At 68.6% G+C, this 20,250-nt stretch carries 19 protein-coding genes and 1 pseudogene; 10 read left to right on the top strand and 10 right to left on the bottom strand.

The features are described 5' to 3' along the window. The first annotated feature begins 54 nt into the window (after window positions 1-54). From IPQ09_22970 to IPQ09_22955, 4 genes are all read left to right on the top strand, one after another. A complete protein-coding gene (locus IPQ09_22970; protein ID MBL0197037.1) occupies window positions 55-2,901 on the top strand; it encodes a hypothetical protein in 2,847 nt (948 codons plus the stop codon). Between the two features lie 218 nt (window positions 2,902-3,119). Beyond that, window positions 3,120-3,587: a hypothetical protein gene (locus IPQ09_22965; GenBank protein ID MBL0197036.1), complete on the top strand. Its 468-nt coding sequence runs from the start codon at window positions 3,120-3,122 to the stop codon at window positions 3,585-3,587. Window positions 3,588-3,713: 126 nt separating this feature from the next. After that, window positions 3,714-4,607, top strand: coding sequence for a hypothetical protein (locus IPQ09_22960; protein ID MBL0197035.1), 894 nt, complete (start codon window positions 3,714-3,716; stop codon window positions 4,605-4,607). Window positions 4,608-4,620: 13 nt separating this feature from the next. Further along, window positions 4,621-5,085: a very short patch repair endonuclease gene (locus IPQ09_22955; protein ID MBL0197034.1), complete on the top strand. Its 465-nt coding sequence runs from the start codon at window positions 4,621-4,623 to the stop codon at window positions 5,083-5,085. Here the strand turns inward: IPQ09_22955 and IPQ09_22950 are convergent. The 9 genes and pseudogenes from IPQ09_22950 to IPQ09_22910 form a co-directional block, all read right to left on the bottom strand. Continuing rightward, a pseudogene (locus tag IPQ09_22950) lies at window positions 5,030-6,335 on the bottom strand (DNA cytosine methyltransferase). The gene IPQ09_22955 and the pseudogene IPQ09_22950 sit on opposite strands and share 56 nt — an antisense overlap. A 95-nt stretch (window positions 6,336-6,430) precedes the next feature. After that, window positions 6,431-7,408, bottom strand: a complete 978-nt coding sequence (locus tag IPQ09_22945; GenBank protein ID MBL0197033.1) for a PD-(D/E)XK motif protein — start codon at window positions 7,406-7,408, stop codon at window positions 6,431-6,433. After that, window positions 7,405-7,653 (bottom strand): hypothetical protein, encoded by a 249-nt coding sequence (locus IPQ09_22940; protein MBL0197032.1) that lies wholly within the window; start codon window positions 7,651-7,653, stop codon window positions 7,405-7,407. Before IPQ09_22940 ends, IPQ09_22945 begins: the two co-directional genes overlap by 4 nt. A 79-nt stretch (window positions 7,654-7,732) precedes the next feature. Next, window positions 7,733-9,562, bottom strand: coding sequence for a hypothetical protein (locus IPQ09_22935; protein ID MBL0197031.1), 1,830 nt, complete (start codon window positions 9,560-9,562; stop codon window positions 7,733-7,735). Beyond that, window positions 9,559-9,972, bottom strand: coding sequence for a hypothetical protein (locus IPQ09_22930; protein MBL0197030.1), 414 nt, complete (start codon window positions 9,970-9,972; stop codon window positions 9,559-9,561). The genes IPQ09_22935 and IPQ09_22930 overlap by 4 nt, the downstream gene beginning before the upstream one ends. Beyond that, complete coding sequence (locus IPQ09_22925; protein MBL0197029.1) at window positions 9,944-10,243, bottom strand: hypothetical protein; 300 nt, start codon at window positions 10,241-10,243, stop codon at window positions 9,944-9,946. The genes IPQ09_22930 and IPQ09_22925 overlap by 29 nt, the downstream gene beginning before the upstream one ends. A gap of 315 nt (window positions 10,244-10,558) precedes the next feature. After that, on the bottom strand, window positions 10,559-12,052 hold the full coding sequence (locus IPQ09_22920; protein ID MBL0197028.1) for an ATP-binding protein: 1,494 nt from the start codon (window positions 12,050-12,052) through the stop codon (window positions 10,559-10,561). 465 nt (window positions 12,053-12,517) lie between these two features. Continuing rightward, window positions 12,518-12,868, bottom strand: coding sequence for a hypothetical protein (locus IPQ09_22915; protein ID MBL0197027.1), 351 nt, complete (start codon window positions 12,866-12,868; stop codon window positions 12,518-12,520). A gap of 439 nt (window positions 12,869-13,307) precedes the next feature. Next, window positions 13,308-15,389: a hypothetical protein gene (locus IPQ09_22910; GenBank protein MBL0197026.1), complete on the bottom strand. Its 2,082-nt coding sequence runs from the start codon at window positions 15,387-15,389 to the stop codon at window positions 13,308-13,310. Window positions 15,390-15,485: 96 nt separating this feature from the next. On the opposite strand from IPQ09_22910, the gene IPQ09_22905 reads away from it, so the two are divergent. The 6 genes from IPQ09_22905 (at window position 15,486) to IPQ09_22880 (ending at window position 19,706) form a co-directional block, all read left to right on the top strand. Then, a complete protein-coding gene (locus IPQ09_22905) occupies window positions 15,486-15,797 on the top strand; it encodes a hypothetical protein (GenBank protein MBL0197025.1) in 312 nt (103 codons plus the stop codon). Continuing rightward, the gene (locus tag IPQ09_22900) at window positions 15,794-16,624 is read left to right on the top strand and encodes a hypothetical protein (protein ID MBL0197024.1); all 831 of its coding nucleotides are present in this window, start codon (window positions 15,794-15,796) and stop codon (window positions 16,622-16,624) included. The genes IPQ09_22905 and IPQ09_22900 overlap by 4 nt, the downstream gene beginning before the upstream one ends. Window positions 16,625-16,690: 66 nt before the next feature. Beyond that, window positions 16,691-17,317 (top strand): glutathione S-transferase family protein, encoded by a 627-nt coding sequence (locus tag IPQ09_22895; protein MBL0197023.1) that lies wholly within the window; start codon window positions 16,691-16,693, stop codon window positions 17,315-17,317. A gap of 18 nt (window positions 17,318-17,335) precedes the next feature. Then, window positions 17,336-18,277, top strand: a complete 942-nt coding sequence (locus IPQ09_22890; GenBank protein MBL0197022.1) for a sugar kinase — start codon at window positions 17,336-17,338, stop codon at window positions 18,275-18,277. A 159-nt stretch (window positions 18,278-18,436) separates the two neighbouring features. Continuing rightward, window positions 18,437-19,144 (top strand): pirin family protein, encoded by a 708-nt coding sequence (locus IPQ09_22885; protein ID MBL0197021.1) that lies wholly within the window; start codon window positions 18,437-18,439, stop codon window positions 19,142-19,144. Continuing rightward, window positions 19,137-19,706, top strand: coding sequence for an NAD(P)H-dependent oxidoreductase (locus IPQ09_22880; protein ID MBL0197020.1), 570 nt, complete (start codon window positions 19,137-19,139; stop codon window positions 19,704-19,706). Before IPQ09_22885 ends, IPQ09_22880 begins: the two co-directional genes overlap by 8 nt. 67 nt (window positions 19,707-19,773) lie before the next feature. Here the strand turns inward: IPQ09_22880 and IPQ09_22875 are convergent, their stop codons facing one another. Next, window positions 19,774-20,118, bottom strand: a complete 345-nt coding sequence (locus IPQ09_22875) for a hypothetical protein (GenBank protein ID MBL0197019.1) — start codon at window positions 20,116-20,118, stop codon at window positions 19,774-19,776. Between the last annotated feature and the right edge of the window lie 132 nt (window positions 20,119-20,250).

Genomic DNA, 20,250 nt, shown 5'->3' with positions numbered 1-20,250 from the left:
GAGCGGCGATAGAGTAGGCGCTCGGCCGCGTACGCGGCGAGAGGGAGCGGGATCATGGAGCGCTACGACGAGCACCAGTTCAGGGCCAAAATCGACGCCGCGCTGGGGCGGATCCGCACGCTCCTCGACAACACCCGGAACCCGCAGTACCCGGCGGACGTCCCGCACGGCTACGACGACAAATACCTGCTCGCGGAGCGCGTGACCGAGCTCTCGATCGCCGCGCTCTTTCAGTGCCTGGAGGTCGTGGGCCTCCCGGAGGAGGGGCGCGTGACGCTCCGACAGTGGGCGGAGACCCGCTCGGTCACGCTCCGCCTCGAGGCCCAGGAGGACTGCCGCTTCCTCCGTGAAGAGACCCGCACGATCGACTCGCCCGAGGTCGTGACCGAGGCGCGCGGCTTCTTCGGCAAAGACAAGATCACGAGCAAGGTCGTCACCAAGGTCACCGATTACTTCTGGAGCTTCGACTTCTCGTATGCGCTCGTGGCCTATCAGGGCAACGAGCCCGACAAGCCGCTGACGCTGCTCGCCCGCATCGGGAGCGTCGAGCTCAAGACCGGCGCCAAGACCACGCCGCGCCCTCTCGGCGTGGTCCGCCCCCCCGTGGAGGTCAACGTCACGTGGCTCTTGGGTCGCCTCGACGCGGAGTCGCGCCCCTCGTTCGCGATCGATCGCACGGCGAAGGCCTGCCACACGCCGCGTCGCAACCCGCAAGTCGAGGCCGCGCTGGCCGCGCTCGAGGAGCTCCACGGGTGGTGCGCGCGGGTGTTGGCCTATTTCCAAGGGGACCTCTTCCCGGCCCAGCCGGACCACGGCCGCGATCTCTCGGCCATCCACGCGCGCGACGTGTTCGTTCCTGTCCTGCCGCTCTTCGAGGGCGGCCCGGACGAAGGCCGTCGAGTGGGCGAGGGCGACGTCTTGCCCGCGACGTTCCGGAGCGCGTTCCTCGCCGAGGAGCGCCGCTCGTTGGCCGAGAAGTGCCGGGCGCTCTCGGCCGCGTTCCCGTCCGACGGCGCGATCCTCACGGCCGTCGAGGGCGGGCTGCTCGTCACGCTCCTCCACGCGCGGGAGGTGTGCCAGCAGTTCTCGTTCGCCGTCGACCACATCGAGGACATGCTGCGAAAGCAGCTGATCGCGGCCATCGGCAAGGAGGTGACTCCCGACGACTTCAACGCGTACATGCAGTTTCATCACCAGAAGCTGGTGAAACCGGAGTACCGCCCGCGGCCGTTCTCGTACGCTATCCGACGCCCCGACCACTACCCCGAAGGTGTGCTCACGGTCGAGGCAGAGCGAGGGAGCGCGATGCCCGATCCTATCTCGACCACTGTGGCGAGCAGCGCGGCCCGCCACCCCATGAGCTTCGCCCTCGACGCCTCCACGCGGGTGTCGTTCCTGGGCGAGCGCTTCCTGCACGCGTGGATCTCCCACGAGTTCTCGGGGCAGTCGGGCCTCTCGCTGTCGCTCGTCGCCCGGGCGCGCCAGTTCAGCAGCTTCATCTTGATGGTCGGCCGCATCGCGTCCGCGGACGTGTTCGAGCCGCGCCACGCGGTCATCCTGCAGAACAAGGACCTGTTGAAGATCCCGCTGATGCTCGAGCAGCTCCCCACCCCGAAGGAGTTCCGCGACGCGATCGAGTCCCTCTCGCCCGAGCAGCAGCGCTTCGCCAAGGCGTTCCGCGGCATGCAGCTCGAGAGCACGCTGTTCGCCGTGTGCGTGGTCCAGATAAAGCCCCAGCTCGAGAAGCTCCTCAAGCTCGAGCCGGACAGCCTGACCAAAGAGATCAAGCTGACACAGGAGCTCTTGAGTCTCTTCATCGAGTACCAAATTCCGAGCGATCTCCTCTCGTACGACGGCCCGCCCGAGGCCCCGCCCGCCGACAAGCTCGCGCGAGTCGCCGAGTACGTCGGGAAGATGTTGCAGATGATCCACGCCTCGAAGCAGCGCGAGATCGCGGAAGAGCAAGAGCGAGAGGCCCTCCGGCTCGCCGAGCTGAACCGATCGACCCCCGTCTACCCCTCGGCGCCGGTCTCGCAGGCCATGGCCTACCCTTCAGCGGGCCCTGCGGGCGCGCCCCCGGGCTTCGGTGGGCCGCTTGGCGCGGCGCGCGGTGGACCGCCGCCGCCCATGATGGCCGGCTTCGCGCCTCCGCCCCAGGGGCGCCCCGGCGCCCATGATGGCGCGGATGTCGGCCCCTATGCCGCCCGCACCCGCGCCCGCGCGGCCGCCTGCGCCGCCGCCTGCGCCTGCGCCGTCTCCGGTCACCGCCGCGCCGGCCCCGCCGGCTCCCGCGGTCGCCCGGGGGTTCGCCGCGGAGAGCGGCGCGACCGCGGGCGGCGACGTGGTCGACTACACCTTGCTGCCCGCGCTGCTCGACAAGAGGTTCGAGGAGCTCGACGAGGACGGCGCGCTCCGCGCGACGATCTTGCACCCCGGCGATCGCTGGACGCGCACCGCGCAGAAGGGCCTGCTCTCGGAGCCCGAGGAGTCTCGCCTCTCCGCGAAGCAGCAGAAGGAGGAGAAGAACCGCGCGTTCGACCTCCTCGACGCGCTCACGAAGTCGGGCGCGCTCCCCATCGACGACGCGACGCTGCACGTCGTGCTCGCCGCCACGCACGGCTTCGATCGCACGCTCCTCGAGACCGTGATCCAAGACAACGTGAACCCGATCGAGAAGGTCGAGCGCTCGCTCATGATCGTAGGCACCACCATCCACGGGCGCCCCGCTTCGGAGCTGCTCGCCGACGATCAGCGGGAGCGCTTCCTCGCGTCGTCGCCTCGCCTCGGCCTCGCGCCGGCAGCGCCCGCGGCGGACGACCCCGCGGAGGGGTAGACCACGCCGCTCCCGACGAAGCCGAGCGGGCCGGGCGGGTGGACCGTAGACCACGCCAATCGCACTAAGAAGCAGCGTTCTTGCGCCTGCATGACCCTGCAGGCTCGGGGGCCGTGGTACGCTCTCGGTATGTCCGGGACCAAGCCGAGCTGGACCGGGGGCCGCGTGCGGAGCCACCGCGAGCTCGACGCGGCGGACCAGGCCTTCTGGGACGACGCGGGCCCGGCCGCGCGGTTCGAGGCGTGCGTCGAGCTCTCGCTGACGGCCTGGAGCCTGAGCCACCCCGATGAGCCTACCCCCCGATTTGATCGAGCTTCTCTGTGCGCTCACGGCGGCCGGCGTGCGCTTCCTGGTCGTGGGCGGGCACGCCGTGTCGCTCCACGCGCGCCCGCGATCGACGAAGGACCTCGACCTGTGGCTCGACGCGGCACCTGAGAACATCGCGCGCGCGTGTGGCGCCCTCCTCCGCTTCGGAGTGCCCGAGGTCCTCGTGGCCGAGCTGCGCTGCGCGCGATCCGACGAGATCGTGTGGCTGGGTCGCGCCCCCGCGCGCGTGGACCTGCTTCAGGAGCTCCCGGGTGTTACCTTTGAAGAGTCATGGCTCCGCCGGGTGACGGTCGACCTCCCCGGCGGACAGGCGACCTTCATCGGCGTCGAAGACCTCCTCGCGAACAAGCGCGCGGTGGCGCGGCCGCAGGATCTCCGGGACGTCCGGGCGATCGAGCGGCGGCAGCGCGGCCCCCGAGCGAGGTAGTCCGTGCGGGCGCAGGCGAAGGGCGGGCGAAGGGGCTCGGGTGCTCTCACGTGAGGCAAGAGGCTCGGGAGGCTGCGCCTCGCTGAAGGGTCCGCTGTCCGGGCACACTCAGGTAGGCTCGCGGCGGTGAACGACTCCCTTCGCGCGGCGCGCCCTTGGTCGATCCAGCTCGCGCTCGGATCGCTCGGGGCGGCGTTGATCCGCGTGGGACTGCGCCTCTTCGGTCGGGCGCTGGCGAAGCGCGACGTGCCGTGGCTCGTCGGCCCCACGGGCCCCGACGGCGAGATCGGCGAGCGCCCCTACGAGCTCGTCGCCGAGCGTGAGGGCCTCACGATCGACCGCGAGCCCGCGGACGCCGGGCTCGTGCCGCGGTTCGAGGTGCTCGCGAGCGACGGGTTCGACCCGACGCAGACCGACGCCGAGGTGCGCGCCTTCTACGAGCACACGAGCCGCTACGATCTCGACGTGTGGAGCGAGTCCCCCTTTCCGGGGCGGCTCTTCCTCTGGCTCATCGTCTCGACGGTGAGCCGCACGATGAACCAGCTTAATTTCCCAGTGTTCGGCCTCGACATGAGCCGGGGCATGACCAGCGAGGTGTGGCCACTCCGGGACGCAGGAGGCCAGATCGTCCACACGGGCTGGTACCGGCGCGTGAAGGACTCGGGCCGCGTGGTGTACACGGGCTTCTACACGACCGTGGAGATCCCGGGGCGGCGCGGGCGCTGCGTGAAGGTGGTGTTCCCGCTGCCCCGAGGGAACGCGACGGTGATCCTCGCGCCTGGGCACGACGAAGCGGGCCGCTTCACGCTCACGTCGGCCGGGCGCTCGTTCGGCGACGCCGGCTTTTACCGTGTGCTCGACCTCGACGAGGGACGCCTGAAGGTGAGCCACCTCACGTCGCTCCGCGAGCACTTCACCGTGTACCGCGACGACGACGGAGAGCTTCGCTGCGACCACCTCGTGAGGTTCTTGGGAATGACCATGTTGCGCCTTCACTACCGAATGCGCCCACGGGCCTGAGGCCCCTCCCGCGATGCCCGCCGTACCCCGCTACGCCCCCTTCACGCCCGCGTCGTCGCGCGCCTCGAAGGCCGCGCGTGGCTCGAGCGCGAAGCGGGACACCAAGTGCGAGCTCGTTCTCCGTCGCGCGGTCTGGGCGCGCGGCCTTCGCTATCGGGTCGACCTTTCCGGGCTCCCGGGGCGACCCGATCTCGTCTTCACGAAGGCGCGGGTCGTCGTCTTCTGCGACGGCGACTTCTGGCACGGAAAGAACTTCGAACAGCGAATCGCCCGCCTCGAAGATGGGCACAACGCCCCGTATTGGGTGGCCAAGATCACGCGCAACGTAGAGCGTGACATGTCCAATACGGCACAGCTCGACCGCGACGGCTGGCGGGTCCTGCGCTTCTGGGAGTCGGATATCCTGAAGGACGTGGACCGCATCACCGACGAGATCGTTGCCGTGGTTCGCGGCGCGTCCGGCGCACCGTCAGGCTGAGGCGCGTGCCTCCGCGCGACAGCGGCGCGCCCTGCCCTGTGCCGGGGTGGGCCGTATGCTTCCCCCTCGCGCAGGTGGTACTTCATCGGCACTTCCTCCGGCGGCTTGGCCTGAGGGATAGTGTCGCTGCGCGTCGGCATGAGCTTCACGGGGCCGCGTGCGGGGGAGCCGAGCAACTGCGCGCGAATCGCCCGTCCGATCACTTCGCCCAGAAGGGACGGGACGGCGTTGCCTATCTGACGTTGCGCCGACAGGAGGTTTCCCTGAACGCGAACGTTGTCCGGCATGGTCTGGAGACGACACATCTCGCGCGGGCTGAGTCGCCTGTTGTCCCAGTGGAACGGACCGGCGGCCGGTCCCGGCTGGGCCTGCACGGTCCATGAAGGGCGATTCTTTGCGAGCTTCAGGAGGAAGGTCCAATAGTGCCGGCGCCACCCGAACAGCTCCCGGCCCGGCTTCAGACCGGCGAGCACCGCGCGTTCTTGGCCCCGCGCCGTGTGCCACAGGTAATTCTGTCCCTCGGGAATTGAGGCGAGGAGGTCGGCGAACTGACCGCGCATCGCAAGGTCATGTTCGGTGTCTCGCTCGACGTCGCGCAGCACATCCCATGTGGTGTGGTAGGCCTGCGGCGTCGTGAAGAGATCCGCGTGCGCGTCTCCGTGAGTAGCCTCGGGGACCACGAAGTCTCTCCCGTCTCGCGCGCCGACCAGGAGCAGCCGCTCTCGGTGCTGCGGAACGCCGAAGCTCGCGGCGTCCACCGGAAGCGCCCGAACCTTGTAGAGGCTCTTCGTTCGCTTGTTGATGGCCTCGAGGCCCTCCGTGAGCAGATCGAGCCCCTCGCCCTTGCCCTTGAAGTCGAGCCCTTTGACGTTCTCAAGAAGAAAGGCCCGGGGCTTCGCTTCCTCGAGCACGCGCAAGTACGCGTCCAGCGTCTTCGAGCGCGGATCGTTGAGCCGCGCCGAATCGCCCCGAGCCCAATACCCCGACTTCGAGAACGGCTGACACGGCGGGCCTCCGATGACGAGATCGATCTCGCCTGCGCGCGCTCCGGCGGCCTCGAGCATCTCCTCGGTCGGCACGTCGAAGATGCTCCGCTCGATCACGTTCCACTTCGGACGGCTGACCCGCAGGGTCTCGCAGCTGTCGTGGTCGATCTCCACGCAGGCACCCGTGTGAAAGCCGGCCGCCTCGAGGCCGTAGTCCAGGCCGCCGGCGCCGCTGAAGAGGCTGATCAACTTCGGCTTGCCCATGGTCTCCTCGCGGTCCGAAGGACCTCGACGTTTGTACAGGAACTGTAGCGCGCGTCGAGCCTCCTTGCGACGTGTTTCGTGCCCGTGTGGAGGAGCTACTCGTCGCCGGGAAGGATCCCCTCGAAGAACCCGCCGAGCTCGCGAGCCGTGCCGAAGGACATCGCGGTCGTCGTGGAGAGGTCGACTACGAAGTGGACGTGCTTCACCTCGGCAGGGAGCGGTTGCGGAACGGTGGGCACCTGGCGGGCGTCGTAGATTCGGAGCTCACGCCGTGCCTCCTCGAGGGCGAAGCGCCGGGACGCAGCCTCCCTCCAGTCTCTTCCCAAGCTCTGCGTCACGATGGTCTCGAGGCGCCGCTTGAGCTCGATGTCGTGGTCCACGCGCGCGAGAACGGCGTCGCAGAGATCGCCCACGGTCTCGCCGTCATCGGACTCTCCGACGACGAGCGAAGCCAGGAGGGTGCGACCCCCCGGGGCCTCCTGAAGCTGCTCGAGTCGAAGGGCGTGCTCGCGCATCCCCGTTCCGCAGCTCTTCACCTCGAGCCTTGCCGGGCCTGCAACGAAGTCGTGGAGCGCGCGAGGGCTCGAGTGCCAACTTGCGAGAGCGAGTCGAACGTCCGCGCTCCACAGCACGACGGCAAGCTCGCACCAGAGCCCCTGGATCGTCTGGCTCGCAGGTCGACCGAGGGCGCGGAAGAGGTTGACGTTCTCGTCGAGGCGAGTCTCCAGCTCTCCTTCGGTGAGCTTCGCTGCGCTGGTGTCGAGGAGAGCGACGGCGATGCGAAGAAACGCCGACTGCAGCCCCTCGTCCTTGGTTCGACAGACCAGGGCCGCGAGGGGTTGGCGCCTGCGACCGCCGCGACCGATGACCTCCAGCTCACGCGGCGGCTCATAACGCAGGTTCTCGAAGTGTCGCGGATTCGACGCCTCGGTTCGAACGACGTCGATCAACAACGCCAGGTGTCCCTCGTGAGACACCGCGAGGCGACAGCCAGCGCACACCGGATCCCCGAGCCGAAACGACCCCTCGCCCGTCGGCAGGGACAGTGCCCGGAACGCGTCGAGGCTACTCAACCCCCGTTCCCTCCCGCCACTGCGTCGTGCTCGCGCGGCACGTACAGGGCGAGCCCGCGAATCTCACGCGCCGGTCCGTCTTGCACGTTGACTCGATGAATCTGAAGAGTGATCGTGCCCTTCACCACCAGGTCCTTGTCGGCCTTGGTCCCCCCAGTGGCTGCTGATGAGCGACCTTGATGAAGAGTGAGCGCTCCCGTCTTGTCGGGGGTCCGCTCTCGGGGCTTGCCCGCGTTGTCGATCACGACAACCTGGACCTTCTCTGCCGGATTTTCTGTCCGCGCATCCGAGAGACTCACCAAGTGGGCATACCAGAGCGCGGTCTCACGAGGCGTCTTGAAGTCGAGGAGGAGCGACGAAAGCAGCGCGTCGACCGTGGTCGTCCCGACTCGGAATCCGCGGGAACTCTCCCGCCGTGTCGGCCTTCAGCTTCAGCGTCTTGAGGAAGGCATCGATGAGATCCTCGTTGAACGCGAAGGCCTCGTCGTCGACGTGCGGGTAGCGCTGGACGAACCAGTGTTTGTCGCGCTTCACGCGGAAGAGTGGGTCGGAGAGTACGTTGGCTCGCGTCGGGCGCATCTTGGCGTCCAGGAAGAACGCGCGCCGCCACTCACGAAGAGGTCGCCCGCGATGCTCCCTCAGCTGACGCCGAACATCCCGCTCGTGGACCACGTAGTTCCTGTAGGCCGCGTGCACGTCGGGGTGCAGGTAGATGCGACAGAGCGAGATGTAGCTCGCCTTGTACCCAAAAAAGCGAGCTCGTTGCTGGATCGTGTCGGCGTTCCAGCCGCCCGAGTCGCGCGGCATGTAGGTTACCGTCAGGCCCTCCACCGTGTAGCCACGATTGAGCTTCTCGCCGCCGACGAGAATGTGATCGCCCGCGTTCTTCCAGTCGACCTCGCTGCCGTCCTCGGAGTTCACTTTCTTCGCCAGCGTTCGCGACAGGGTGAGCCTGAGCTGCGGGAGCAAGCTCTCGAAGGTGGGCAGATCGTCGGCCGTGCGCTTCAGCTCCGTGTAGCCCGCCTCTATCTCGCTGAGCGTGTCCTCGCGATCCGGGTCCCCCTCGCGGCTCAGCGACTCGCTCCAGCGCTTCTGGATCTGCTGAGCCCAGAGCATGAACTGGGCATGGTCCGCGTTGCGCGCGCTCGGATGGATCAGCATCGAACGCGTCGTCGGCTTCCCACGAACACGCGCCACGGCGCAACCGACGAAGAACGTGGCGAGCGCGTGGATGAGCGACGGAGGCGGGCCGTCGGGGGTGCTGCCAGGCTTGAACTGATCGTCCACCGGGATGTCCAGAACGTGCGGATGGCGCTTCTTCTCGGGGAAGAACGTCATGCCACCCGTGTAGCCGTCGCCGGGCTCGATCAGTTCGGCGAACTCGGGCGAGAGCATGTCGTCGATGCTGATGAGGAGCGGAGCCTGTGGTGTTGCCGTGTACTGTAGGTACGTGTGATTGGGGAGTGCCGCGCGGATCTGCTGAATGCGGACGTAGGTGCGTGAAGGGTCGTCCTCGCCGCCGACGTTGAGGCCAGCTTGATCGGCTTCATCGTCCAGAACGAGCGTCGGGATGTCGGAGAGGCTCTCCTTAGCCAAGAGCGCGCGCAGCCACTCGAGATGGACGTGGTTCTTCAGCACGGAGAGGAAGAGTGTTCGCTGTTCCTCTTGCGGAAACGACTTGTCGCGCCACTCGACTACCGCTTGCCTGAGAGCCTGGGCGTCCGACGTCCGACTCTTCCCCTCGTCCGAGTTGATGATGAGCCAATGCTCTTTTCCTCCCGCGGCCGCCCGCAGCGTGTCTCGAAAGCGCTTCGAGTTCTGGCGGAGGAGGTTCGTCGTGACACCGGCGAGCAGCACGATGATGCGGCACCCGTTGTCGCGCGCGAGAGACGCCACGGCCATCATCGACATCGTCTTGCCGCTCTGCACGTACCCGACGACCAATCCCGTGCGAGACCCCTTCTCGGTCGTGAACGGTTTGCACCGCTTCACGATCTCCAGCGCCTCGTCGCGGACGCGCTGGAAGGCCTCGGGCCCGGCCAGACTTCCCGTCTCGACAAGGTGATCACCGAGGCCCTGCGTGGCCGGCCCGATGGTCGAGTTCATCTTCGCCCCTTTGGCGCCCTGCACGGGGCGTGCTTCTTCGTCGCTCATTCGTCCTCGCTCGTTAGGGCGTCCGCCATGGGAACACTCGAGAGACCTTTTCTGAGGAGCTCGTTCGCGTTGCGTCGAACCGCTGCGCTGCTCTTCACGCCCTGCATGCGCGCCTGCCACTCCCCGATGGCCATGGCTACCGCGAGGCGAAGGACCGGGTTGAGGGCGCGCTCGTTGTCGTTCAGGTGATCCTCGCTGAAGGCGTGGTCGAGATTGATGCGAATCTGCAGGTGTTCTTGGCCGTCCTTCTCGACGGTCCGTGCGTCGAGCCAGTCGGCAGCCTTGTCCCGCACGAGCTCGAGATGCACGTCCCACTCCCGATCGCCGTCCACGGTCATTCGGAAGGCCCGCTGCTGGAACGCCGTCTCCCCGGACTTGAGCTCACTCGCGGGCGGTTCGTCCTCGAACACAGGAACGCGTGCGGTCTGTGGGCATCTCCGTCGAAATCTCGAGTGTCGCGGTGGCGGCCGCAGCTGCGATGATGGCCTCTCTCCCAAAATCGACGGGCAACATTGAGGCGCTCTTCTTTGCTCGGTAGCCGTTGGCCTGATCGAGGAGAGGCATCTCCTCTTCGTCGAGAAGATTGCGTATTGCGTAGGCGATGTCTTGTTCGTCGTCACCCCACTGGATACCGTCCTTTGTGTGTGTCACGTCGAAGCCTTCGACGTAGAGCTCTCCCACGAGCCGCTGCGAGGCGAAGCTGTTGTGCGCGCCGAAGACGGCCCGCGGGCGGTAGGCCTCGCCGACGCTTCCCTCGATCAGGCGTCGGCGTCGAAAAACCGAAGCCTGCTCGAGAGTGCTTTCCGGCCTCCATCAGGCCCGCCCAACCGGTCACACGGCGTGAACCGAGCTCGACGTCAATCTCGCGTCGCCACTCGCGGGGCGGCTCGTGCGGACGGGCGTAGAAGGGAGCCACGAGCAGCTTCGGCTGAACGTAGGCAAGCTCCTCGGTCTTCCCTGAAGTGGTCACGCGAATTCTCACGGTGCCATCGGCGATCAGGAGGCGTAGATGCTCGCCAGGTGCTCCTTGACTTTCGCCAGGGTCGAGCCGCGCGGGCGAACCCGCAGGTCCCGCATCGTGACGACCGTGAAATGGTCGTCAGCACGGCTCTCGCGCGTCTGGATGGGGAGATGGTCGAGGCCCTCCCTCGTGATCTTCGGCACGTCGAACGAGATGGTTCGCTCCACCGCCTCGTCGATCGGTGAGGTGCGAACCGACCACTCTTTCGCGAACCAGCACGCGGCCGCCTTCATGCCCAATCCGAACTCGCTCAGGCCGCTCGCATCGGACGGGGGCGTGGCGGGACTGAAGGCCCGTGGGAAGTCTTCGAGACGTATGCCCGCAGCGCGGTCAGTGACCGAGATCTCGTCCTCGTCGAGATTGACGTCCACGATGAGAGGTCCAGTGCTCCCTGCGGCGACGAATCGCTCGCGATGGTCGAGAAAGCTCTGGACGGCGTTGTCGACGAACTCCGCAAGAGCAAACCACGGCTTGTAGTTGAGGCGCGCAAACGCTGCGAACATGCCCGCCTTGGGACGAATCTCGACGAGCGCGGTTGATTGCGGGGGAGCAAGGGTGCGCAACGTCGCGCTGGCGGACGGTAGCTTTGGTCGCGCCCACACTCCCGGATCAAGGTGTCCCCAACTTGCATCGTGAGAGAAGGCGTCCAGGTAACGCGCGATGGATTCCGGACGGAAGGCGTATATCGTCTCCCCGCTCCCGCTGACGTGGCTCACGAACCCGATGTCGGCGGCCTCCTCGAGCAGGCTGAGCGGCATGAAGAGGGAGAAGCGCGTTGTGCGATCCACGCGACGGTACGCGTCGAACGCAACGATGACCGCGCGACGCATGCCCTGTTCCACCCAGACCCCGAGGAGCAGGCAAGGTCGCCCGGGGGTCGGCGAGATCACTCCGTCTGCCACGGGGTTCTGAAACCGGCGTTCGAGCGGATTGCGACCGGTGTCGCCGATCACGCGAACATGAAGGTCGGCGACGAGCTCTTGGCCACCGACACGGAGCGAGCATCTTGCTGGCCAATATCGGTGGACGTCGTCCACGATGAGCCGAGAGGCGAGTAGCTCGGCGAGTACCTCCGGACCGACCGAAGTATATTCCGGTGAAGTGGGGGAGGCGATCGCGCGCTTGTAGCACCGATCGGTCTTCCGGCGCACCGGATCCCAGCGCGTGCTCCGCCTCCATCCGGATTGGATCAAGAACTTGCCGAGTCGGACTAGGATTGCCTGGGTTCTTCGATTGGTAGCGATGCCGAGCAAATTGCAACATTCGTCCAGTGACACTTCGTTCTTGTCGACTGTATACACAGCCAGATTGCTCAGATCGAAGGTGTTGTCAGCCTGTGACGAGTCCGCAAGCTCATTGACCTCTTTGGTCGTCAGTTGAAGCCCACCGCCCTCCAAGGCGGAGATGTCGTCGATTGGAATGCGAGCGGCCTTGTGCCGCGTGTAGCACCTCTCGGTCGCCCGGCGCACCGGATCCCACCGTCTGCTCCGTGTCCATCCCGCGTGGTCAAGAATTTGCTAAGTCGATAGAAGGTTCTTTGTGTTCTTAGGCCGGCCGGTACGTTGAGAAAGGCAAGGCACTCGTCAAGTGAAGTCTCTGTCTTCGTGTTTAGGTATGCCTGGAGCTTGCTTAGGTCATTGCCCTGGCTAGCATCTGAGGGGCCGGTAGACTCGAGGTCGTCATCGTCGTCATCATCGTAGCTAGAGGTTTCGGTCGCGATTCGCTCGACGAGCTCCGCCTTCTCTTTGCCACCATCGTCGAGACCGAGCACGCGACACACCTCCTTGAGCCGAAGTCTGGGCAGGTCTTCGAGGACCACGGCGAGCGGAGTGCGAGCTTGGTCTACAGCACGCCGAAGGCTCGCGAAAGAGCGTCGATCGCCAGCCAGTTCGAGCTTGTCGGCGACATCCGCAAGTTCGGCGTGCTTGAGAAGCTCAAGTACCTGCGTGCGCCAAGGCGTCGCCGAAGCCGCTGCATCGGGATCCTCTTCGGTGTCGCCGTCCGAGGCGGCCCGGCCCCATCAGGCGAGCGATGATCGGGGCCTTCTCGCGTCCGTCCTCGGGGAGGCCCAGCGCGCGGCACATGGCCTTCAGCTCGTCCCGCGTCAGCCGCCCGATCACTGTCGAGAAGTCGAGACGACGGGCGTCGGCGAGCGCCTGAATGAGGCCATCTCTGGCACGACGGTCGGCAACTGTTAGCCCCGCGGCTTCTACAAGATCGCGAAGGCGGTTTGCGTCGAGGGCGCGGAGCGCGCGCTTGCGGCCGGCGAAGGTGGCAAGGGTCATGGGTCGTAGCCGGCAGGGTACAGCAAGCGCCGCGCCAGTGCCTGCAATCGCGCTCATGCTGCCGCCGCGAGAACGGCCTGACGGCCGTGTGGTGCGGCCGTTCGGTGGTTTGCAGGCAAACGGCGGATGGCCGCGATAGCGACACCGTCGCTGTCGCTGTCGCGTCCGAGCTCCGCGTGGCGCGCAGGAAGGCGTCCACGTGCAAGGCGGGCAGCTGGGGGCGCATCCGGTTCCAGACGACACACGGTCTTGCTAGCAACGACCATGCCGCGTTGAATGTGCAGAAGCCTGAGTCGGTGGACTCTCTGGCCGGGCCGGCCGGAACGTCCGCGTTGCGTCCCCGGACACTCGGCCGGCTACAGGGGCTCGATTTGCCCGCTTGAACGTCGCGGGAGCCTCCGTGTCCTGCGCCACTGTTTGGAGTGGCGGCACACGGAGGTCACGTGCTCGGATGCGTCGCGCCTTCCACGGGCTCGCGCTCGCGAAAGGCTCGCCACGCCTCCTCGGGAGACTCTTGGTTGAGACGTCCCCGCGCGATCCAGTCGTCGAGGAACCGCTTCGCCATGGTTACGTGTTCGCGGTCCAGCTTGTTGCGTTCGACGGCGACCACCGCGTCCCAGACGGCGGCCGCTGCGTCGCGTGGATCGTCGCCGAATATCGAAGCGAGGGTGACCGGTGACACGAGCGAGCGGCGCTCCGCGGCAGGACGCGCGAGCTCCACGAGGTCTGCGAGTGCCGCGCTGTCGAGCGCGACGATTTGCCGATCGGCGCAGGCGCTCTGGAGCCAGGTGTCGGCCGTGCACAGCACCGTGCCCTGTGCCTGGTTGGAGAGGGCGCGAACCACCGCGCGATCGTGGCGCAGCACGATCTCGGGTCGCGGGGGCTCCTCGGCGAGCGGTGCGTCGGCGCCGCGATCCTCGACGACCGCCACGTGGATTCCATACCGGCGCAGCACCTTGCCAAGCGCCTGCTCGATCATCGCCTGCTGTTCTCGTTCGTCGAGCCTCGCGCTCGGGGCTCCGCCGAGCGAAGCGACGAAGGCCCGGAACGCCTCGGGCGACGCGTCGCCCTCCGCGCGTGTCGAGCAGAAGTGCGCCACGAAGTAGTTCTTCGACCTCGCCAGGGCGGGGGCCATGCCGATCGCTTCGGCATAGTCGTTTGCCTTGCGGAGGTGCACGCCGATCTCCTCGAGGTAGACGTTCGGCACCACGATCTCGGCTCCGCGCGAGGAGAGCGCGCCGTAGAGGGCGCCCGCAGCCACAGAGGTCGGCCACCGCGGCGCGACGCGGTCGTACTCGGCGCACAGCACGGGCATCGCGATGGAGGCATCGAGCCAGACGCGGAGCTTCTCGGCGCCAAGCACCTGAGCGAGCTCGGCCGCCTCGACGTTCGTGAGCTGAAGGAAGAGCTCGGCCTCGGCCAGGCGACGCGCGAACGGCGCCGCGGCCGCGAGATCGATGAGCTTGGCGAGCGTCGCCTCGACATGCGTCACGTCGAGCTCGCCATCGAGCAGATCGCGGAGCCTCGCCGCTCGACTCTCGCTCTCCCCCGCGGCAGCCCCGACAGCGGTCGCCACGGCGCCGATCGCCGACGCCCGCACGAGCGCCCCGAGCTCCATGGCCACGCTCTCTGCGAGCACGTTGGCCCGATTCCGCCGCCCGTGGGTGCCCTTTGGAAAAGCCGGCTCCAGCGCGTCCGCACATTCGCGCACGAGCTTGCCGCGATCCTCCTCCGCGAGCGCGAGCGTCGCTCGGGTTCGCTCGGTGAGAGCCTCCGTCGCGACGACGCTCTCGTCCTCACGGGTGACGAGCCGCTCCTTCTCGAGGTTTCGGAGCGATCGTAGGACGAGCGTCGACGCGTCCCCGAGACCCAGGACTCGGCCGGCCTTGGTGACCAAGCTAGCCTCCGCGCACCGTCCACCGTCTTGCTCGAGCACAGACGCGACTGAGGCCTTCCCGACGGCCCATCGAAACTTGCGGGGTGCCTCCTGGAAGAGCGAGAACGCGAGCAACGTCTCGTCGCGGATATCGAGCTTCCGGCCCCGCGCCGCGCTCCACCCGGGCAGCTCCCTCGCGAGCAGCTCGAACACCCGGCCCTTCATCAGGGCCTGCGCGGCGATCGAGCGCGCATCGAACAGCCGCACCACGACGTCGTGCTGGGTCCTCATGTCCTCCGCGAGCCGCTCGAACTTCAGGGCCGAGGGGGAGTGCGCACACACGAAGTAGAGATTCTTGGTATCTGGCAGCCGCTCCGGGGCCACCTTCCCGCGCAGCGCGACGAGCTTCTGAACGTCCTCTTCGAGCTTCGTCGCCCAGTCCGCCTCACCCGCGTGCATCTGCACGGCCCGACGAACCAGCGGCTCTTGCGAGAGCACGACCCACGCGTCGACGCCTGAATCCCCTGTTCCGTCCTTGTAGTCGACAGGGCGAGAGAATTGTTCCTGGAGGAAGGCCACCGCGATGGCCTTGAACCGCGACGGGCCGACCTGCCGCACCACGTGGCTCCACTCGTCCAGGTCCATGCCACGGGTCTACCAGCCGGCATCCGTGCCTTCAAGCGAACGCCGCCGCCGTCGCGGTAGCCTCGCGACGGCCGTCGTCCCTGCTACGCTCGTCGAGTGAAGAAGCTCCACGCTTGCCCGAAGTGCAACGGCCGGAAGCTGTGGGTCATCGAGCCCTTCCGTGTGCCCGGGGAGGCCGCCGAGGGGCACGCCGTGCCCCTCGTGCCGCACCAACACGAAGACGAGGCGGGCGGGGGCTTCTTCCGCGTCGCCCGCAAGAACCCGATCGGTGCGGTGGATCTGCTCGTGTGCGACGGGTGCGGGTACTCCGAGCTCTGGGCGCGCGGCGCGCGCGATCTCGTGGAGGATCCGGTCGCGGGGGTGCGCCTGCTCGACTCCAGCGCGACGAAGGCGGGCCCCTTCCGATGATCGAGCACGCCGCGGCGCCACGAGGAGGCCTTCTCCGTGAGGTGCCGCCGTGGCGCGTGGTCCTCACGGGGGTCGCGAGCCTGGTCGCGGTCGCGGGCGGCGCCTACGCGCTCTCGCCGCTCGGCGGCGAGAGCTTCCACTGGTTTCTCATGATGCCCATCGTGGGGCTCCTGGCCGCGGCGCTCGTCTCGCCGCTCGCCGCGCTCGAGGCGCAGCTCTTCGCCCGCGCCGTGCAGTGGTCGAACTTGGGGCTCGGCGTCGTGCTCACGCTGCTGGGCAGCGCGCGCGAGCGCGATCGCGGCGTGCTCCTCGCCCTCTCGTGCGGCGCGGCCCTCCTCGCCCTCGGTCGCGCGGGCCTCGCGGAGAGCGAGCGACGCGCCAAGTTCGTGCCCGCGGCCTTTCGCAGCTCGCTGCTCCTGCTCATGGTGCTCGCGCTCGCCGACGCGCAGACCTTCGGCTTGTTCGGCGCCGCCACGTTCTACGACTCGCCCGCGCTCGGAATGCTCCTGATGGTGGCCGCGGCGGGGCTCGCCGTCGGGTTCGTGCTGCTCATGCGCCTCTCGCTCGTGGGCCTCCTGGTGAACGTGGCGGCGTGCTTCGGCGTCCTCGCCCTCACGGCGGCGGCCTCGCGCCTCGACCAGCTCCGGGGCGTCCTCGCCACGCTCGCGGCGCTCCACGTCCTCGTCGCCGCGCCCACGCTCATTTCCGCGGCGCGCGGTCGGACCGTCGGAGTGGCCCTCTCGCCCCGCGCCCGCTCCCTCGGCGCCACGGCCGCGATCGTGGCCCTCATGGTCCTGGCGGTCGCCGCCTGGTTCGTCCGCCGCTGAAGGAGGCCTGAGCGAGGCCTCGTGCCCGAGTGGCCGATGCGCTAGAACCGGCGCCCGGAGGCTCCCATGGCGATCGTGCTCTATCATCACCCCTTCTCGCGTGCGTCGACGGTCGTGTGGATGCTCGAAGAGCTCGGGGTGCCCTACGAGCTGTCGTTCGTCGACCTCATGAGGGGCGAGCACAAGCAGCCTCCGCTGCTCGCGCTGAACGCGATGGGGAAGCTGCCGGTGCTCGTCGACGGCGACGTGGTCGTCACCGAGACCGCCGCGATTGGCCTCTACCTCGCCGACCGCTACTCGCCCGGCGGGCTGGCCCCCGCGCTCGACGATCCGGCCCGCGGCACGTACCTGCGCTGGGCGCTCTTCGCGCCGAGCGTGATCGAGCCCGGCGCGATGGCGAAGGCGGCGGGCTGGGACTTCAAGCCAGGGCAGGCGGGCTGGGGGGAATACCAGGCCATGCTCACGGCGATGGAGGGCGCGCTCGCGGGGCGTGACTACCTGCTCGGCGAGCGCTTCTCCATGGCCGACGTCATCTTCGGCGGCACCCTGCGCTTCATGCTCCTCTTCAAGATGATCGACGCGAGGCCAGCGTTCACCGCGTACGCCGAGCGGCTCGCGGCGCGCCCGGCGCTCGCGCGGGCCGACGCGAAGAACGCGGCGGTGCGCGAGGCCCACGGGCTGCCGCAGCGCTGAGCCGACCGCGGTCGACCCATGCAATCTGCACGCATCGCGGTGGTGGGCCACGTCGAGCACGTCTGCCTCGGGCGGGTCGCCGCGCTCCCGGCGCCGGGCGACATCGTCCACCTCGAGGCCACGAGGGCGCTCGCGGGCGGGGGCGGCGCGCTCGCCTTCGCGCAGCTGTGCCGCAGCTCGGCGGAGGTGCACTTCTTCACCGCCGTGGGTGACGACGACGCCGGGCGCGAGGTAGAGGCGTGGCTCGGCGCGCTCGGCGCGGGGAACCTCGAGAGTGAGCCCCAAAGGGGCGAGCCAAGGTCGATGGCGGGCCCGAGCCGAAGGCGAGGTGTCGCCATGAACTGCCACGTGCACGTGGCGCGGCGGCGCGCACCGCACCCGCGCGTCGTGGTCCTGGTCGACGCGGAGGGGCGCCGCACGATCCTCGTCACCGCGCCGCCGCTCCAGCCGAGCGGCGACGACGCGCTCCCTTGGGAGAGGCTCGCCGATTTCGACGCGGTCTATTTCACCGGCTCCGATCCTGGGAGCCTCCGACTCGCGCGTCGCGCGCGTCGCCTCCTGGTGACCGCGCGGCGGGCCGCGTGCCTCTGCGACGCCGGCGTCGCGGCCGACGTCGTCGTGGGCAGCGCGACGGATCCGCGGGAGAACGAGCCGATCCATACCTATTTGCCCGCGCCCCAGGCGCTCGTGCTCACCGACGGCCCGCGCGCCATGGTGGTCTCTCGCGCCGCGGCGGTCGCGGGCGGCGCGCCGATCCTGAGCCACGTCGACCCGCCGCCCGCGGTCTCGCGCGTGCGCTGCGACTACGGGGCGGGCGACAGCTTCGCCGCCGCGCTCACCTTCTTCGTCGCGCACGGCCTCTCGGTGGAGGAGGCGTGCCGGCGCGCGGGGCCCCACGGCGCGGCCGTGCTGCTCGGCGAAGAGCCGCTCTCGGCGCAGCTCCCGCTCACGCTCGCGTGACTCGAGTGCAAACCCCGGTTCGCCCGCACCCGCGCCTGCAAGCTGTCTCACGGGACTCGGAGGCGGGCGCGTTCCGCCCCGCGCAACAGTGAGTCGTTCGACGCGGCGGTGTACGCGCGGTGCCGCGCGTCGCACACTGGTCCCCAAAGGGAGACGAAGATGCAAGTTCGCAAAGGCAACGAGCGCGGTCAGGCCGACTTCGGCTGGTTGAAGAGCGCCCACACGTTCTCGTTCGGCGGCTACCACGACCCACGCCACATGGGCTTCGGCGTGCTGCGCGTCATCAACGACGACCGGGTCGCGCCGCGCGGCGGCTTCCCCACGCACCCGCACCGCGACATGGAGATCATCAGCTATGTCGTGGAGGGCGAGCTCGCCCACCGCGACACGCTCGGCAACGGCTCGGTGATCCGCCCCGGCGAGGTGCAGCGCATGAGCGCGGGCGCTGGCATCGCGCACAGCGAAGAGAACCCCTCGCCCGACAGGCCCGTTCGCTTCCTCCAGATCTGGATCGAGCCGGCGGCCCGGGGCCGCGCGCCGGGCTACGAGCAGCGCGCCTTCGAGATCGATCCCGAGGCGCCGCTCCGCCTCGTCGTGAGCCCAGACGGCCAAGACGGCAGCCTCGAGATTGGGCAAGACGCGCGCATCTACCGCGTGCTCTTCGCGGCCGCCGGCGAGGCCCGCCACACCCTCGCGCCGCAGCGCGCGGGGTATTTCCAGGTCGTTCGGGGCAGCTTCACCCTGAACGGGCAGGCCCTCGCCGAGGGCGACGGCGCCGCGCTGCCGGAGGGCGGCCTGCTCACCGTGGTAGCCGAAGGCGCCGCCGAGGCCCTGCTCTTCGATCTCCCCGAGGTGCGCCGTGGCTGATCTGACTCGCGAGCTCACGATCGTGGCCTTCAGCGGGAGCCTGCGCGCGGCGTCGTACAACACGGCCCTCCTCCGCGAGGCCGCGTCGCTCCTGCCCGCCGGGGTCACGCTCACCTTGGAGAGCTACCGCGACCTGCCGCTCTTCGACCCGGACCTCGGCGAGGTGGCCGCGGTGGAGGCCCTGAAGTCCAAGGTGCGCGGCGCCGATGGCGTGCTGATCGCGACACCCGAGTACAACTACGGAGTACCGGGGCCGCTCAAGAACATGCTCGATTGGCTCTCTCGTCCAGGCTATCGCTCGGTGTTTGCGCAAAAGCCCGTGGGAGTGCTCAGCGCGGCCCCGAGCGTGGTGGGAGGCGCGCGCGCGCAGGTGCAGCTCAAGGGCACGCTCGACGCGCTGGTCGCGCAGGTGTTCCCCTATCCCGCCGTGGCGATAGGCCAGGTCGACCAGCGGATCGAGGCGGGTCGCATCACGAGCGACGCGACCCGCGAGGTCGTGCGCGAGTACCTCGTGGCCTTCGCGGCGTGGGTGGCTGGGGCGCGGCAGGCGACCGCGCGCTGAGGCCAACGCCCGGTCGGCTCGCCGTGAACAACCTTCGCGCGGCACGAGTGCGCCGCGCGCCTTCGCGCTACGAGGGACCTCCCGCCGCCTCGCGCGCCGCGATGGACGCGCGCAGCCGCGCGGCCTGCGCGCGCGAGCCCTCGAGGTTCGTGCGGTAGTCGCTCGCGCGGACGCGCACGGTGTAGAGGCCGAACACGGTCATGAGCACGCCGGTGAAGAGCGCGCCCGCGCCGACTCCGACGCTCCACGCGAACCCGACGAGCGAGACGAACGGCAGCGCGTAGAAGCACTTCAGGTAGAAGGGCCGTCCGCGATCGAGCTCGGCCTTGCGCTTCTCCAGCTCGGCGATCCACTCCTCGTACTTCACGAGCTGCGCTGCGTCGCGTTCGAGCTGGGAGCGGGCCCGCGCCATCCTGGAGATGGTAGCGGAACCCTCGGTGCGCGTCGTCGCTGAACGACGCTACGGGGGCGTACTCCGCCGCACGGAGAAAAGTTGCAGAATGCATGCGTCTGGCGCGCGCGTCGAAGCGCGACGCGCGGATCG

The sequence above is a fragment of the Myxococcales bacterium genome, assembly GCA_016720545.1.
Classification (GTDB): domain Bacteria; phylum Myxococcota_A; class Polyangia; order Polyangiales; family Polyangiaceae; genus JAAFHV01.
This window is presented reverse-complemented; position numbering and strand designations above follow the sequence as displayed.